Annotated in this window: 15 protein-coding genes; 7 read left to right on the plus strand and 8 right to left on the minus strand. The window is 48.7% G+C overall.

The features are described 5' to 3' along the window. Positions 1-127: 127 nt before the first annotated feature. On the plus strand, positions 128-706 hold the full coding sequence (locus tag Q1V85_RS09155) for a hypothetical protein (protein WP_300599146.1): 579 nt from the start codon (positions 128-130) through the stop codon (positions 704-706). Positions 707-1,878: 1,172 nt separating this feature from the next. Here Q1V85_RS09155 and Q1V85_RS09160 read toward each other — a convergent pair. From Q1V85_RS09160 to Q1V85_RS09185, 6 genes are all read right to left on the minus strand, one after another. Beyond that, positions 1,879-2,196 (minus strand): GIY-YIG nuclease family protein, encoded by a 318-nt coding sequence (locus Q1V85_RS09160; RefSeq protein WP_300599147.1) that lies wholly within the window; start codon positions 2,194-2,196, stop codon positions 1,879-1,881. A gap of 566 nt (positions 2,197-2,762) precedes the next feature. Continuing rightward, positions 2,763-4,043, minus strand: coding sequence for a multidrug effflux MFS transporter (locus Q1V85_RS09165; protein WP_300599148.1), 1,281 nt, complete (start codon positions 4,041-4,043; stop codon positions 2,763-2,765). Between the two features lie 368 nt (positions 4,044-4,411). Then, complete coding sequence (locus tag Q1V85_RS09170) at positions 4,412-5,848, minus strand: efflux transporter outer membrane subunit (protein ID WP_300599149.1); 1,437 nt, start codon at positions 5,846-5,848, stop codon at positions 4,412-4,414. A gap of 157 nt (positions 5,849-6,005) precedes the next feature. Continuing rightward, positions 6,006-9,170: an efflux RND transporter permease subunit gene (locus Q1V85_RS09175; RefSeq protein WP_300599150.1), complete on the minus strand. Its 3,165-nt coding sequence runs from the start codon at positions 9,168-9,170 to the stop codon at positions 6,006-6,008. 293 nt (positions 9,171-9,463) lie between these two features. Then, complete coding sequence (locus Q1V85_RS09180; protein ID WP_300599151.1) at positions 9,464-10,639, minus strand: efflux RND transporter periplasmic adaptor subunit; 1,176 nt, start codon at positions 10,637-10,639, stop codon at positions 9,464-9,466. A gap of 204 nt (positions 10,640-10,843) precedes the next feature. Then, complete coding sequence (locus tag Q1V85_RS09185; protein WP_300599152.1) at positions 10,844-11,440, minus strand: TetR/AcrR family transcriptional regulator; 597 nt, start codon at positions 11,438-11,440, stop codon at positions 10,844-10,846. 484 nt (positions 11,441-11,924) lie between these two features. Here Q1V85_RS09185 and Q1V85_RS09190 point away from each other — a divergent pair, with 484 nt between their 5' ends. From Q1V85_RS09190 to Q1V85_RS09215, 6 genes are all read left to right on the plus strand, one after another. Then, the gene (locus Q1V85_RS09190) at positions 11,925-12,530 is read left to right on the plus strand and encodes a hypothetical protein (RefSeq protein WP_300599153.1); all 606 of its coding nucleotides are present in this window, start codon (positions 11,925-11,927) and stop codon (positions 12,528-12,530) included. 34 nt (positions 12,531-12,564) lie between these two features. After that, entirely contained in the window at positions 12,565-12,714 is a 150-nt protein-coding gene (locus Q1V85_RS09195) for a hypothetical protein (RefSeq protein WP_300599154.1), read from the plus strand. A gap of 222 nt (positions 12,715-12,936) precedes the next feature. Next, a complete protein-coding gene (locus Q1V85_RS09200) occupies positions 12,937-13,584 on the plus strand; it encodes a hypothetical protein (RefSeq protein ID WP_300599155.1) in 648 nt (215 codons plus the stop codon). Positions 13,585-13,825: 241 nt separating this feature from the next. Further along, the gene (locus Q1V85_RS09205) at positions 13,826-14,431 is read left to right on the plus strand and encodes a TetR/AcrR family transcriptional regulator (protein ID WP_300599156.1); all 606 of its coding nucleotides are present in this window, start codon (positions 13,826-13,828) and stop codon (positions 14,429-14,431) included. A gap of 4 nt (positions 14,432-14,435) precedes the next feature. Continuing rightward, entirely contained in the window at positions 14,436-14,663 is a 228-nt protein-coding gene (locus tag Q1V85_RS09210; protein ID WP_300599158.1) for a hypothetical protein, read from the plus strand. A 27-nt stretch (positions 14,664-14,690) separates the two neighbouring features. After that, positions 14,691-15,935: an MFS transporter gene (locus Q1V85_RS09215; protein ID WP_300599160.1), complete on the plus strand. Its 1,245-nt coding sequence runs from the start codon at positions 14,691-14,693 to the stop codon at positions 15,933-15,935. Between the two features lie 143 nt (positions 15,936-16,078). Here the strand turns inward: Q1V85_RS09215 and Q1V85_RS09220 are convergent, their stop codons facing one another. Next, entirely contained in the window at positions 16,079-16,384 is a 306-nt protein-coding gene (locus Q1V85_RS09220) for a hypothetical protein (RefSeq protein ID WP_300599161.1), read from the minus strand. A 324-nt stretch (positions 16,385-16,708) separates the two neighbouring features. Then, the gene (locus Q1V85_RS09225) at positions 16,709-17,098 is read right to left on the minus strand and encodes a VOC family protein (RefSeq protein WP_300599163.1); all 390 of its coding nucleotides are present in this window, start codon (positions 17,096-17,098) and stop codon (positions 16,709-16,711) included. Positions 17,099-17,141: the final 43 nt, after the last annotated feature.

The raw sequence follows: 17,141 nt of genomic DNA on the forward strand, positions 1-17,141 counted from the left end.
CTTTCAGCGGAATGCGGTCAGGGTGACGAAAGAGTGTTATGTCCTAGACACATTGGTTTTACAACGTAAAATTAAAAACTCGGCATAACAAAAGCATGATGAATCTTTTAACCTAAAACAATAACCGATGCAAGCCTTAAAAACAGCCGATCCCTTTCACACCGGGGGCTGGAGCCTGGAGCGCACCACCGATCCGTACCGGGTATTTGCCCTCTGCTTTTACCATGCCGGGGATATACATGAATTTCGCCAATGGCTGTTACACATCTTTCTTTTTATAGAGCGGTTTGAGGGGCAAACAAAAGTGCCGCCCTTTACCCTCTGTTGCGCGTTTATGGCCATTGATTCCGTCATTGATGCTGCCCATTATATTTATGAAAATGAGCTGGAGCCGCACCATCAGCCGGATTTAAGCACCGTTGCAGCCGAGCCCTTACCCGGTCAGCAACAGTTTGCTTCCTATTTTATAGAGGAGGAGCAGGTCGATATCCGCAAGGTGATTGAGCAGTTTTTTACCTATCAAACCTGGGATGAGTGGAAATCTGACCTGAGCCTGGTCCTGTATAACGGGGTAACGGAGCATGCCGTTGGCGTGGAGCTGGATGAGTTTTCCGTATGGTATTATTTAATGAAGCTGCTAGAAGCGGCGTATATTCAATCCCGGGGTGTGGTAATTTATGAGCTTTGCGGTTTTACAGAGCCGTGATGGGGGATACGCTGTTACCATGGGCGCATATCGCCAACTTGGTTCCGTCACCCTGAGCGCAACGGAGTGAAGCCGAAGGGTCTCACGAATATCGAACAGCGTGATACCACAGGGATGCTTCGGCTAGGCTCAGCATGACGTAAACGTGATTATCGTTCCGTCACCCTGAGCGCAACGAAGTGAAGCCGAAGGGTCTCACAATTTTCGGGTAGTTCGATATCACAGGAATGCTTCGGCTACGCTCAGCATGACGTGAACCATGTTTCGTCACCCTGAGCGGAACAAAGTGGAGCCGAAGGGTCTCACGAATATCGAACAGCGTGATACCACAGGGATGCTTCGGCTACGCTCAGCATGACGTAAACGTGATTATCGTTCCGTCACCCTGAGCGGATCCCGACTAAAGTCGGGAGGAGCCGAAGGGTCTCACGAATATCGAACAGCGTGATACCACAGGGATGCTTCGGCTAGGCTCAGCATGACGGAAGTGTGATTGTTGTTTATTACGTAATCGCTTGACGCAAACGTTGTTTCGTCACCCTGAGCGGAGGGGAAGGGGAGCGTTGGTTGCTCAAAATGATGACCAACCGGCCAATTCCTGTTGCAAAATTTTCTGTTGCAATATTTAGTGCAACGATAAAGGTTGCAACAGTTTTGTTGCAATGTTAGGTGCCGGAAAGTATTTTGCAACCAGCGGGGTGGGTGGGAGGTCTGCGCCCGTTGGAGTGTGTGATAGGGTACTCCCCATGATCGCATGACGGAAGTGTGATTCGCTTTCATTACCATGATTACATAACGCCAACTTTGTTTTGTCACCCTGAGCGCAACGAAGTGAAGCCGAAGGGTCTCACGAATATCGAGCAGTCCGATATCATAGGGATGCTTCGGCTGCGCTCAGCATGACGTGAACCATGTTTTGTCACCCTGAGCGGAATGAAGTGGAGCCGAAGGGTCTCACAATTTTCGGGTAGTTCGATATCACAGGGATGCTTCGGCTGCGCTCAGCAAGACGGAAGCGTGATTGTTGTTCGTTAGCTTGGTCGCGTAATACGCAAATATTGTTTCGTCACCCTGAGCGCAATGTAATGCGGCCGAAGGGTCTCACAATTTTCGGGTAGTCCGATATCACAGGGATGCTTCGGCTGCGCTCAGCATGACGGAAGTATAATTGCTCAATATAAAAGACTGTATATCTCTTTAGCTATTTCCTCATTAAGAACTTTCCACTGCGGGTTCTTTCGTACAATCAATTGTTCTTTCTTTTTCCTAACCCATCCCTTCAATTGTTTTTCCCGTTCAATTGCAGAATTAATCGTATCGAGCCATTCATAGTAAATTAGCAATGTTGCATTGTATTTATCTGTAAAACTACCGGGTATTTCATGATGTTCATGTTCCCATAATCGCGCCCGGAGGTTAGATGTAACGCCGATGTAAAGCACCGTTCTTAGCTTGTTTGTTAGGATATATACAAAGCCTCCTTTTTGCATAGTACAAATTAGTAAAATAATTTTGTTTCGTCACCCTAAGCGGAACAAAGCGGAGCCGAAGGGGCTCATAATTTTCGGGCAGTTCGAGATCACAGGGATGCTTCGGCTACGCTCAGGATGGCGGAAGCGTGATTGTTGTTTATTGCCTAATCGCTTGACGCAAACCTGGTTTCGTCACCCTGAGCGGAATGTAATGGAGCCGAAGGGTCTCGCGAATATTGAGCATTCCGATATCGCAGGGATGCTTCGGCTGCACTTCGTTTCGCTCAGCATGACGGGAGTGAGGTTGTCGTTCGTCACCTCGACCCAAGCGGAGCGATCTTTACGGAACCATCCAGGTAAAAGGAGTTTTGAAATTTATTTGCTAACAATAATGATGGCGTAAAGATTTCTCGGCTGCGCTCGAAATGACAATGATACTTTTGTCATCGAGGCCATTGATTTTGCATCGTAAATGAAATAATCGCGGTGACAAAGGGCATTACCCAAAAACAAACCAGCGGAAATAAATCCCGCTGGTTGCACAGATACACTCAAAAAACAAATCTGCTCTCTATACTTACTGATTATGCGATGATGCAGGCCTCTTCCGCTTCCTGTTCCGCCACTGCTTCAACAGGCGCAGCCACTTCCGCCGCAGGCGCTTGCTTAATCCTGCGCTGACCGGCCAGCAATAGCACCAGCGCCAGCAACCCGCTGGCGGCAATAATAATGGCCAGGGGCGCGGGCGTTTTATTGTCAAACACACCGGTAAGAGCTGCGGCCAGCGCACCCAGGCCCATTTGCAGCGCACCTAATAAAGCGGAAGCACTGCCCGCCTCCTTGCTAAAAGGCAGGATGCTGAGCGCGGCTGTATTGGGAGAACTGATGCCCAACGTACAGAAAAGGAGAAAGATAACGGCGATGGTACCATACAATCCTAAAATACCGGTGGTGATGCCCGCCAGCAGTACAAAGCCAATAATCGTTTGCAACAGGATGGACGCGGTCACCAGCTGCTCACTGGAATATTTTTTTAATAAGACCGCATTTAACTGGCTGCTGCCAATAAGCCCCGCCGCTATGATGGCGAAGATGGCACCATATGCGGTTTTGGATACGCCAAAGTATTCCATAAACAAATAGGGCGATCCGGAGAGGTAGGCAAAGAGCCCCGCAAAGGAAATGCCACCCGCAAAGGCATAGGTAAAGAACTGCGGATTTTTTAATACCCCGCCAAAGGCGTTGAGGATGGGCCGCGGTTTTAAGGATACCGATGCGTCCGGCGCGCGGCTTTCCCGGAACCGGAAAATAACGGCGGCCAGGGTAGCGGCAGCGATCAGCGCCAGGATGATAAATACATCCTGCCATTGATAATAAGCCACCACGTAACTGCCAAAAGTGGGCGCCAGGATGGGGGATACCCCTAACAACAGAATGAGCAGGGATAATACCTTGGCATTATCTTCCAGCGGAAACAGATCGCGGGTAATGGCCCGTGGTGCTACCATGGATACGCAACAACCCAGGGCCTGGATGAACCGCAGCACGATCAACGCTTCTGGCGTGCGTACCAGCACACAACCGATGGATGCGGCTATATAAATGACCAGCCCGATGATGAGCGGGCGCTTTCTGCCATACCGGTCCAGCAACGGTCCGCTGATCAGCTGTCCGATGCAAAGCCCGATAAAGAAGCTGGACAGGGAATAGGCAATGGTATTGATGGAGGTATGCAGGTCCTTTGCCATGGCCGGGAAGCCGGGCAGGTACATATCTATGGAAAACGGACCAATGGCGGTGAGTAAGCCAAGGATGGCGATGAGCACGATCCTTGTTCGCTTATTATTAATATCAGTTGTTTGCATAACGCTTGCTTTTTATGCCACTGAAGCACAGAAACACAGATTTTTTTGATGCTCCAGCGGCGGCTCAATTGCAAAGTGCCTCAGCTGCCTTAATTTATATGAGCCCAAGACACCGGTGTTTTGATGCCACTGAAACACAGAAACACAGATTTTTTTGATGCTCCAGCAGCAGCTCAATTGCAAAGTGCCTCAGCTGCCTTAATTTATATGAGCCCGGGACACCAGTGTTTTGATGCCACTGAAACACAGAGGTAAAAATGTTTTTAATGCTACAGCAACAGGACTGTTCGATGCTTCAGTTGCTTTGATTTATAAAAAACCAAAGACATCAGTGTTTCCGTGCTTCTGTGGCATCAAAATGTGCCGCACTATTTCCATCCGCCGCCGAGGGAGCGGTACAAATCTACCGCGGCGCTCAGCTGCAAACGGTGTATGTTGGCGAGGTTGAGCTCCGACTGCAATACATTGGATTGTGCGGAGAGCACCTCTATATAATTGGCCATACCGCTTTTAAACAGCAGGCGCGCATTTTTAATAGCCAGTTTTAAAGTATCTGCCTGACCGGCGGCAATGGTCTTTTGCTCCTTTAATTTTTCGGTAGCCACCAGTGCGTCGGATACTTCACCAATAGCTGTGAGTACCGATTGCCGGAATTCCAATACCGATTGCTCCCGCTGGATCCTGGCCGTTTCCAGCTGCGTTTTTAACTGCCGCTGCTGGAAGATGGGCTGGGTTACATTACCCAACAAGGTGCCAAACAGGGACGCGGGTATATTAAACCAGTTATTGGCCAGGTAAGAGTTTAACCCGCCTTGTGCAGTGATGGACAGGCTGGGGTACATATTGGCCTGGGCAATACCGGCCCTTGCGTTGGCGGCGATCAGCTCCATTTCCTTAGCCCGCACATCCGGCCTGCGGCTGAGTACTGCAGAAGGAATACCCGGGGTTAACCATTGCGGCACATCGGAGTTAAAAAGCCCTTTACCACGCTCCACGGCTGCGGGCAAACTGCCGGTTAAAATGCTCAGTGCATTTTCCTGTATGGCAATGTTCTGCTCCAGCTGGGGAATGAGCAGGGCAGTGGATTGCTTTTGCGCTTCTACCTGTTGTACGGCCAGGGTGGTAACTTCACCGGCGTTGCGTTGCAGGCGGGTAAAGTTGAGTGTGCTGTCGATTAATGCCAGGTTCTTTTTTGCAATCCCCAGTTGTTCATCCAGCATCAGCAGGTTGTAATAGCCCTGTGCTATGCTGGCTACGATCTGCGTCTGCACCGCTTTTGAAGCCTCGTAGGTTTGCAGATAACCGGCCATGGTGGCTTCCTGCTGGCGGCGGATCTTGCCCCAGATATCGGCCTCCCAGGTAAGGTTAAAGGCGGCATTGAAATCTTCCACATGCTGCTTTTTGATAAAGCTGCCGATGCTTAACCCGTTTAAACTGTTGTTAGACGGGTTGGTGGTTTGCCCGGTTACGCTAAAGCTAAGCTGGGGCAGCTGCAACAATTTGGCCTGCTTTAAGGTTTGCTCAGATGCGGCTACGCGTTTGAGCGCGATCTGCAGGTCGTAATTATAGCTAACACCCTTGCTGATGAGGCTTTGCAAAGCAGGATCTGTAAAGAACTGCTTCCACTCCACATCGGCAATGCTGCTGGTATCGGCCGTGGCTACTGCGCGAAACTCCTGTGGCAGCGGCACTTCCGGGCGTTTATATGCTTGTCCTACTTTACAGGATGCCGCCGTAACCAATAATGCGATCACCGGCAGCAGGTATTGTAGGGTATGTCTTCTTTTCATATTTAAATAATTCATAGTTGATTTTGATCCTTTTGAAGAACTTTTTATGATGCTATTTACTTTCTGTCGTCATGCTGAGCGAAGCCGAAGCATCCCTGTGTTATCAGGCTGTCCGATATTTGGGAGACCCTTCCGCTACGGTCAGGGTGACCATAAGTGTGTTTGCTACGACCTATCCCAATTCCCAATCCTCATCATCATCTGCTCTTTTGGATACGATCTTCTCCTGCAGGTACTGGAAGATGATGTACAGCACCGGGATAATAAATACACCCAGCAACACACCGGTAAGCATACCGCCTACGGTACTGTAGCCAATGGAGTGGTTACCGATGGCGGAAGCACCTTTTGCAAATACCAGCGGCAACATACCCACGATAAAGGCAAAGGAGGTCATCAATATCGGGCGCAGGCGCAGCCTGGAGGCTTCCAGCGCCGAGGCTACCAGGCTCATGCCTTTTCTTCGCCGCTGTACCGCGTACTCCACAATCAGGATAGCGTTCTTGGCCAACAGCCCGATGAGCATGATCAATCCGATCTGCACATAAATATTATTTTCCAGTCCGGCAAAGCCGATGAACATAAATACACCCAGTATACCCGCCGGTACGGTGAGGATCACCGCCAGGGGCAGCACATAACTTTCGTACTGGGCCGCCAGGAGGAAGTACACAAAGATGATGCTGAGCAGGAAGATGTATACCTGCTGACTGCCGGCGCTCCGTTCCTCACGGGTAATACCCGTCCACTCATACGAGTAGCCCCTCGGCAGGGCCGTCTTCGCCGTTTCCTCAATGGCACGGATGGCATCCCCCGTACTAAAGCCCGGTTTGGGTACTCCGTTAATGGTAACCGCATTAAAGAGGTTGTTACGGGTTACGGTTTCCGGACCAAATACCCGCTTCAAGGTAACCAGCGTTTTCACCGGTACCATTTCGCCCAGGTTGTTCTTTACAAAAATACCATCCAGGGAGGCGGGGTCTTTACGGTAGGGAATATCTGCCTGCGCCATTACGCGGTAGTATTTACCAAAACGGTTAAAGTCGGATACGAAGCTGCTACCAAAGTAGATCTGCATGGTTTGCATCAGCTCGCTTACGGATACACCTAATTGTTTGGCTTTTATAAAATCCGTTTCGATGGTATACTGCGGGTTGCCGGCGGCAAACGTAGTAAATGCATACGCGATCTCCTTCCGCTGCATCAGCGCGCCGATAAAGGCTCCCGCGGTATTGCCCAGCTTTTCCAGCGGACCATTGGTACGATCCTGCAACATAAACTCAAAACCACTTACGTTACCAAAACCCTGTACCGTGGGGAAGTTGAAGAAGAAGGTATTGGCGTCCTTTACCGAAGTAACCTTGCCGGTAAGGGTGGCCGCAATTTCATCCGGGTTCTTCAGCTTGCCGCGTTTGTCCACATCCTTCAGCCGGATAAAGCCGGCAGCATAAGGAGAGGCACTGGCGCTGCTGATAAAGTTCAGCCCGTCGATAACCCAAAGGTTATTGGTCGATTCTTCCTGTTTGATGATCTTATCAATTTCCGCGGTGGCTTTATGGGTGCGGTGCAGTGAACTACCCGGAGGTGTGTTTACGGCATACAGCACAAAGCCCTGATCTTCCGTAGGAATAAAGCCGGAAGGCGTTTTTTTGATGAGCCAGTAACTAACCCCGGCGATGAGCACGAGCGCACCAATGGCGATCCATTTCCTGCGGATGAGGAATTTTAAACTACCGATGTACCGGTTCGTTAAGGTGCGGAACCCTGCATTGAACGCGGTAAAGAAGCGGGCCATAAACCCTTTCTTTTCGTGCGGATGTCCTTTTTCGCCCGGTGTATGCGGGTTTTTAAGGAACAGGGCACAAAGCGCCGGGCTGAGCGTTAACGCGTTTACTGCGGAGATTAAGATGGCGATGGCCAGTGTAAAGGCAAACTGCCGGTAAAACACACCCGCCGGGCCCTGCATAAATCCCACCGGTACAAATACCGCCGCCATTACCAGCGTGATGGAGATGATGGCACCGGAGATTTCGTTCATCGACTGCACGGTGGCCTTACGCACCGGCATATCCTTATGTTCCATTTTTGCGTGCACGGCCTCCACTACCACAATGGCATCATCCACCACAATACCAATGGCCAGTACCAGCGCAAAGAGCGTTAACAGGTTAATGGTAAACCCAAAGAGCTGCAGGAAGAAGAAGGTCCCCACAATGGCTACCGGTACGGCAATGGCCGGTATGAGCGTGGAACGGAAATCCTGCAGGAAGATGAATACCACGATGAATACAAGTATAAAGGCAATGATCAATGTTTCCCTTACCTGGTGGATGGAGGCATCCAGGAACTCCTTGGAGTTATACATGGTAATGGGTTTGATGCCTTTGGGCATGGTGGTATACAGCTCTTTCAGCTGCCGGTCTACCTCGGTAAGAATATCATTGGCGTTGGAGCCGGCGGTTTGCAAAATAGCGAAACCCGCCACGGGCTTGCCATTCAGCCGGCTGTTGGCATTATAGGTAAAGGCGCCAAACTCCACACGGGCCAGGTCTTTCAGCTTTAATACGGAACCATTGGGATTTGCTTTTACCACAATGTTCTCGTAGTCCTCGTTCCGGTTCAGCTTGCCCTTGTACTTTAATACATATTCAAATACCTCGTCGCTGTTCTGTCCCAGTCTTCCGGGCGCGGCCTCCAGGCTCTGGTCACGGATGGCGCCCAGTACATCCTGGGGTGAGAGGTTGTTGGCGGCCAGGCGGTCCGGCTTCAGCCAGATTCGCATGGAGTAGTCCTTGGCGCCAAATACCTGGGCCTGGGCCACACCGGGGATCCGCTGGATCTGCGGGATCACGTTGATCTTAAGATAGTTTTCCAGGAACAGTTCATCATACTGGGCGCTGTCTTCACTATAAAGCCCGGTGAACATGATAAAACTGTTCTGCACCTTTTGGGTGGAGATGCCCGACTGCACTACTTCCTGGGGGATCTGGTTCACGGCTTTGGAAACGCGGTTCTGCACGTTTACCGAAGCGATGTCGGGGTCGGTACCCTGTTTGAAAAATACCGTAAGGGTCATGGTACCGTCGTTACTGGAGTTGGAGGTCATGTAGGTCATGTTCTCCACACCGTTAATGGCTTCTTCCAGCGGAGTGGCCACGGAACGCGCTACCACCTCACCATTGGCACCGGGATAGGTGGCGGTAACCTGTACGCTGGGCGGCGCAATATCCGGGAACAGGGTAACAGGAAGCGCAAAGAGTGAAAGAATACCCAGCAAAAGCAGGATAATGGAAATTACCGTGGATAACACGGGTCGTTGTATAAATTTCTTTAGCATGATATCGAGTTGTAAGTATGCTGTGCGTAAATAATGGAGTAAAAGATCCCTGTGCGGCAGGGGCTGCTGCTTGATCAGGGCGCTTTTACAGCGGTGTGCTGTGCCGCGAAGAATAAGTGTTGTTGAAAGGGTTGACCCGGGGGGCATCGTCATTTCGACTGGGGCGAAGCGGTCCCGATTGGTATCGGGAGGAGAAATCTTACGATCCCTTGTTCATACCGTAGAGATTTCTCGGCTCCACTACATTGCGCTCGAAATGACGCGGCGACTGCCGGGCCAGCCCTGTAAGCCCGTTAAATCGGATTCGCCTTTAACACGCTGTCGGCTGAAACGATCTGCGGCTGAATCGGCGTTCCGTCTTTTAAATTACCGGTTCCGGAAAGCACGATCTTTTCGCCTTTGGAAAGTCCTTTGTTTACAAAGTAGTAGTAGGAGGTTTTACCGGAAACGGCAATGGGTTTGCTGGTTACCTTGTTGCTGCTGTCTACTGTAAATACAAAGACTTTATCCTGGATCTCGAACGTGGCTTCCTGTGGTACCACCAATACTTCATTAAAGAGCTGCGGCAGGCGGATCTTACCGGTATTGCCGCTTCTTAATATTTTATTGGGGTTGGGGAAGGCTGCGCGGAAGTTAATGGCGCCGATGGTTTTGTCAAACTGCCCCTGAACCAGTTCGATCTTTCCTTGCTGCGGATAAACGGTATTGTCGGCCAGCAGCAATTCAACAGAAGGAACGTTCTTCAGTTTCTGCTCAATGGTTTCGCCCGGGTATTTATTTTTAAAGGCAATGAAGTCGGGCTCACTCATGGAGAAGTAGGCGTACATCGTGTTCACTTCGCTCAGCACGGTAAGCGGCTGCGTTTCGCCGCGGCCTACCAGGCTACCGGTTTTGAACGGAATGCTGCCGATATAACCGCTCACCGGTGCTTTGATCAGTGTATAACCTACATTGATCTGCGCGTTGCCTACCATGGCCCTGGCCTGCGCCAGCGCTGCAGTAGCGGCATTGTAGTTGGCTTTTGCGGTTTTCAGCTGTACGTCGGAGATCACGGCGTTATCTACCAGTGGTTTCAGACGGTCCAGGTCTACCTGTGCCTTTTGTACATTGGCCTGTGCCGCCAGTACATTGGCGCGTGCGTTGTTCAGCGCTTCGTTGTACACCTGTGCGTTGATCTTAAATAACGGTTGTCCTGCGGTTACGTAAGCGCCTTCGTCTACATAGATTTTCTCCAAGTAGCCGTCTACCTGGGGCCGTACTTCCACGTTTACCTTTCCTTCCAGCGAAGCCGAAAATTCCTGGTAAACGGTTACGGGTGATACGGGCGTGCCCATTACCGGCAGTGAGGGGGCCTGGGCGGCCTGGCTTGGATTGGCGGAGCCGCTGGTGCAGCTCTGCAGCGATATAGAAAGCGCAATAAGCGCAGGTACAATAAGGCTTGTGTGGATGGTATGGTTGTTTGCTTTCATCTGTAGAGTTGTTTTTTGAGTCAAAGAAATACATGTCCTGCCGGGGTACATACCGGAGAAAGGCGCCCAGGGTATTGCCGGGGCCAGTGATCCTGTTGATAATGCAATTTCTGCGTGTTAGGGAGTGGCAACCATTGCCCGTTGTCATCCCGAGGCGAAATGCACTAAAAAATAATTACTATTTGAATTGTCGTCTTTTTTGGCTTAAAGATTTTCTATAATGTTCACCACCATTTGATCGAGCACTGATACATTCATTGTTTGCGGAACATCAGCGCTTCTTGCGATCATGATTGAAGTAAAACCATGTATTGCCGACCAGAAAGCGTGCGTTTTATAACACGCGGATTCAATATTGGTTTTCTTTTCAACGATTATTTTTTTTATGATTTCATAAATTATATCCTGTAAGGCTCCAAATTCTGTTTTCATCTTTCCTTCTCCGCAACAAGGCATGCCTACGCCAAACATGAGTTTGAAATAGCTCCGGTTCTTGAGCGCAAACTTCCAGTAGGTATCTACCAGTGCTTTCAGCTCTTCGCGTGGCGACGCTTTTTTTGAGATGGCTTTGTGAATATTTGACAGCAGCAGTTTAAAACCGTCCTGCGAAATCTCAAAAAGAATGGCCTCCTTGTTGGCGAAATGATCGTAGATCACGGGTGCGCTGTACTCGATGGCATCTGCGATCTTCCGGATAGACAACGATTCCCAGCCTTCATTCTTTACCAGCTGCAAGGCTGCATCGATGATCTTCTTCCGGACCACTTCTTTTTCTCTCAATTTGCGCTCTGCTACACTCATAAAAAACAAATTTACCTAACAGTGTTAGCAAAGTTAACGGTGTTTTGAAGCTACTTCCAAATTTTTTTTCTGAAGGATCTGTTGCTCAAACGTTTGTTAGTGCTGCACCGTGGGAACCGTTTTTCTTAAAGTGTTGTAGTTGTTGACAAAGCGCCTGTGCCTGATTAATACAATTCCTGAAAAAAGGTAACCTGATTTTTTTGCTCCGGGTCAAAAGTAATTTCAAAAAACTAATAAACCAAATAAAAACTTTGTTTAATTTGTGTAAAATAATTGTTATGAAACGCCGCTCTTTTATTTGGAGGACCGAAGCTAAAACGGGGGAGTGACAACAGTATGTCAGGAAGAGTTTATTTTTTGCGAGCTGGTGGCTGGTGGGACATATAGTTGTCATTATTTTTAGAGGACTTTGATATGTATAGCGTTGCAATTGTTTTTCGCTATTTTATGAAAGCTGTTTATATTAGCGGTATAAACAATACTTATGAGAACAATCATATGCATACTTGCTACTGGAATGCTAACACTCGGCGCATGTAATCATCACCGGGTACAACCACAACCGGTGGCGAATATACCAAAGGCCCTGGAAGACCATGGCGCTTCTGATCAACTGATTTCAAAAAGAGAACCTGATGACCTGGTAGAAAGCCTCTATGGTGAGCTGGCAGAGAAGGACGCCGGGTTGAGACAACTGGAAACCACATTGGATGCGCTTAACCAACGTAAGGGCGATTCCGCCCGATCATTTCACCAATTTGATGCGAAAAGTCGGTCGTATTATAAGGCGGCGGATCAGCATATCAATATGATCAGTGATTCCCTTTTAAAAGATAAGATCAAAAAGCTGGTGGAGGAGCACCTTGCAAAATACAACGCGATCACAGAAAAGCATCAGGAACTGTTGAAGGCGATTGATGCAAAAACCACGAAACTGGCGGACCTTCACGCGGCATTAAAAATAGTGAAGACGCTTCCGGAGATTGCGACGTATCAAAAGGATAACCGGCCCGGAACTGCGCCGCTCGAGGAGTATAGTGAAAAGCAGGACGGTGCGCTTGAAGAGATAAATAAAATGACGAATCAATAATGACTGGCGGCTACATTTTTAGAACAAAATCCCAATGGAAAAAGTATTTATCATAAAAGAGCTGACCCAAATTCCGGGCGTTGCTCAACATCGGGATCCACCGCAATTTGGAATGTATAAGCGCCACGAAGGCTCGAAGACACCAGGAAACACAAAGAAGGACTTAAGCTTAGTGGGGCTTTGAGCCTTAGTGTCTTTGTGGCAAACAATCGAGCCAAAAGTGCGCAAGGAATCCGCAATGCCGGGCTACCGTTAATATCTTTGCGAACCTGGCGGAGCCTTCGCGCGCCTTGCGGTTGAAATTGAACTGCAAAGAAGCCGATAATGAAAATGACATGCGTTTGTTGCTATCCATGCGAAAGTTGAATGGATAACAGTAATTTTACCCAAACAGCGCATCGTTTATATGAAGCATCCCTACCTGATCCTGGCAATTATTCTAATGATAACATTGCTGTTGATTGTTGACCGGCTGGATTTGAAGAACCGGCGTATGCAGGATGGGGCAGATAGGAGAGACCCGCCAGACAGACGGTTGCCCGGAGATAAAGTAGCCAATGATAAGCTGATCCTTGTGGAAGGAATGAATGAGGTCCATATAAAAAGGATCATCCGGGATTTTTGCGGGTGGCATAACCGGGAAATGTTGCAGGTAATCCCGGTGGTAACTAAAATGACCGATCTGTTGTTTGCGATTACCTTCCCATATGATGTTCCGTTTGAGATCTTTTGCACGCTTATCAATTATCTGAATTATCCCAAAGGCTATAACCGGCGTTTTTATGCCATGGGCTGGGCTACCACACGTTCAACCGATATGTGGATGACAGCAGAAAACACCGGCAAACCAGTGCTGTTGTTTGTTCCGGATCTGGATATGGAATATGATCATGTGTTGATGACAACTGCTGACCAGCTGGGGTATCAACTCAACTTTTCCGCTGAAAAGGCACGGCTGCTGGAGCGTCCTGCCCGGCCGTATCACATACCTCCGTTTACTGCCGGTGATCTGGAGGCTGAGGAAACAGTTACGGTTGATTTTAAAGGGAGGTGACCGGGAGCTGGAATATGCAGGTGCTGTCGGCGGGACAGGGACGACTGGTGAGACAAGGATGCAATCTGCGATTTGTTGCATGATGATTGCAGGCCAGGCAAGTTCCTCGCAAAAAATAAGAAAGAGAAATAGGCTATTTTACAGCAGGCAATAGTACGGCTGGCCAATACAAAGTACATTTCGAAATAAAAGTGAATGAACGCTCACTTATTAATTTTCTTTTCCTATTTTTGCTTCCGTAATGAGGGCACGCGATTTAAATAAGGAACGCCTGGTGCGGGATACGGCCATTCAAATGCTGGTAGAACAGGGGCTCCAGGGCTTCAGCATGAATAAACTGGCGGGCGCCTGTAATATATCAGTGGCAACACTATATATCTATTACAAGGATAAGGATGATCTGATCCGCAAGTTGGGAGCTGATGTAGGCAGCCGGCACATGGATGCGCTGCTAAGCGGATTTTCACCGGAGATGCGGTTTCGCGAGGGGATCCGGAAACAATGGGAAAACCGTTCACAGTTTTACCTGAAATACCCGTTGGAGGCGATGTGTGCTGAAATCATCCGGCATTCGCCTTATGGTGAATGTATGGATAAGAAAAAGCTCCGGACCTTTAAGGATGCGATGACTGCTTTTGTTCAAAACGCTATCGACAGGGGTGAGCTGAAACCCATGCCGGTTGAAGCTTTTTGGAGTATTGTATATGGTCCGCTCTATACATTGCTGCGTTTTCACAGCCAGGGCAGCTCATTGGGCGGAAGAAAATTTGTATTTACAAAAGAGCTGATGCTTCAGACCTTGGAAATAGTATTGGACGCATTAAGGCCATCAACCGGAAAAAAGTAAGCCTATGAACAGCGATGGCAGCAACATACTGATTTTTAAAACCAATATTAAAACCTTCCGCAACAAAAACCGCGTGCAACGGTTGCTCGAAAGCAGGGAAGGCATCCGGGCTTTTAATGTAGATCAGCAGGATGCGGATTGTGTGCTTCGGGTAGTAACGGCTACCATCACAGCAAATGAGGTGATAGCGCTGGTACAGGAAGCAGGCTTTGAGTGTGCAGAGTTGGATTAAGGGACCTTTAATAAAAAGCTAAAAAAAATGCAACAACATACAGCGGAGTTAGTGCCGCTTTCAGGTTACCAGAAACTGGTTATTTTTATACTGGCGATTACACAATTCACCGTTGTGCTCGACTTTATGGTGATGTCGCCCATGGGGGATATTTTAATGAAATCGATGGGACTTACGACTTCCCAGTTTGGTGTTGCGGTTTCCTCGTATGCTTTTAGTGCCGGACTTTCGGGGCTGCTGGCTGCGGGTTATGCAGACCGGTTCGATCGTAAGAAAATCTTCCTGTTTTTTTACACCGGCTTTATTGCAGGTACTTTTTTATGTGGGATGGCCAGCTCTTATCCCATGCTGATTGCAGCACGTATAATAACCGGGCTTTTTGGCGGAGTGATCGGCTCTATTTCTATGGCCATCATCACCGATATTTTTGTGCTGCAGCAAAGAGGACGGGTGATGGGATTTGTGCAAATGGGATTTGGCGCCAGCCAGGTACTGGGCATTCCAATTGGATTGTTCCTTGCCAACAGCTGGGGCTGGCACAGTGCCTTTTTGTGGATCGCAGGGATGGCCGTCATCATTTTAGCGCTGGTTGCATGGAAGTTAAAACCCATCAATAAACATCTGGCTTTGCAGCATGATCATTCGGCGTTCCGGCATTTGTGGAATACGTTTTCAAAACGACAATACCGGATTGGTTTTGGCACTACGGCCTTATTATCTATCGGCGGGTTTATGATGATGCCTTTCGGTAGTGCCTTTGCTATCAATAATCAGGGCGTAACGGAGCACCAGCTGCCGCTGCTCTTTATGATCTCCGGCATCAGCTCCCTGCTGATCATGCCATTTATCGGAAAACTGAGCGATAAGAAAGATAAGTTTAGCATTTTTGCTACGGCTACCGTTGGGATGATGCTGATTGTGGTGGTATATACGAACCTGGGAGTGATTCCCTTTTGGTTGGTGGTACTTATAAACATCCTGATGATGGCAGGTATCCTGGGCCGGATGACGCCATCGACGGCACTGATAACGGCTGTGCCCGAAATGCAGGACAGGGGAGCTTTTATGAGCATCAATGCCTCCCTTCAACAACTGTCAGGTGGCATCGCCGCTGCGGTTGCAGGAATGATCGTGGTGCAGAAAACAAAAACCAGCCCTCTTGAACATTATAATGTTGTAGGCTATGTGGTGGCAGCCATCTCTGTACTGGCCATCTGGATGATGTTCCGGCTAAGCAATATGATAAAGCAACGGAACCCGAAGCCGCAGTAGTCCGACCAGTGGTTTCTTGATATAACAAATGCCGGCGTCATATAAAATGGCTTACCTTTAGTAAGCGCTATAAGCCAAACGGTATCTGAAACAGGAAAGTGATCTCCTAAACTCCAATGCCGCATTGGCATCCGGCCGCTCTTTTAAAAAATATAGGCCAGTTTTAACCCCAGGTTGTGCTCATTCACATTCGCAGGACGGTCCTTTTTATCAAACCGGGAACGGCCTACCTTAACTGCGACATCAAAATGTTTCGTGAATTCATATCCCAGGGAGAAATAATAGGTAAAGCCACCCGGTACTTTTCCCCTGTTATTGCGGTAATGTACATTGTTGGCAAAAGTGTAGCCCATGGCGTCCTGCCCGTACAGATTTTTGATAAGCGGCAGGGGATATTTGATCACGGCCAATACCGGAATGGCATTATAGGTTACATTTCCGGCAGGCATCAGTCGCTCCTGGCTGACAAATTGCAGGAAGCCGGTATTCAGGCCCAGGCCCAGCCGCTCTTTTACCTATACTTCGCCCTGTGCAGAAACACCAACACCCCAAAAGTTGAGGTCGTGATTAAAGGAGTGGAGAAATTCAGGCCCGGCATTGACCTTAATTGTTTGTGCTTTTATCGAAGAAATGAAGCTGAGCACTAAGGCTAGCAGATATAATTTTCGCATTTGTATGGTTTTATTAAAGTTAAACAAATCCGGCCTACAATACAACCTGTCGGGTGCATTTACGGGAACGGTTGGGTGTAGGAAGAGAAGGCATATGGTGTGCTAGTGCTCATACAACTCAACCGGCAATCCATCGGGATCCGGAAAGAACGTGAATTTTTTACCGGTATATTCATCTACACGGACGGGTTCTGCCGCAATATTGTTTGCAAGCAGTTGCTGTACGGCTGCTTCTATATCCGTTACTTCAAAGGCCAGATGCCGGAGACCGGTGGCCTCCGGCCTTGTAGGCCGTGCCGGTGGGGCGGGGAAGGAGAACAGTTCAATCAGATACTGACCGTTCAGGGCAAGATCCAGTTTATATGAATCCCTTTCCTCCCGGAATACTTCCTGCAGGATCGTAAACCCCAGGATTTCCGTATAAAATTTTTTTGAACGCGCATAGTCGCTGCAGATGATCGCGACATGATGTAGCTTTTTTAAATTCAGCATGATGTTGTTTGGTTCCTTTGAAAACCAATAATAGTTATTTTAG

The sequence above is a fragment of the Niabella sp. genome (assembly GCF_030150205.1).
Taxonomy (GTDB): domain Bacteria; phylum Bacteroidota; class Bacteroidia; order Chitinophagales; family Chitinophagaceae; genus Niabella.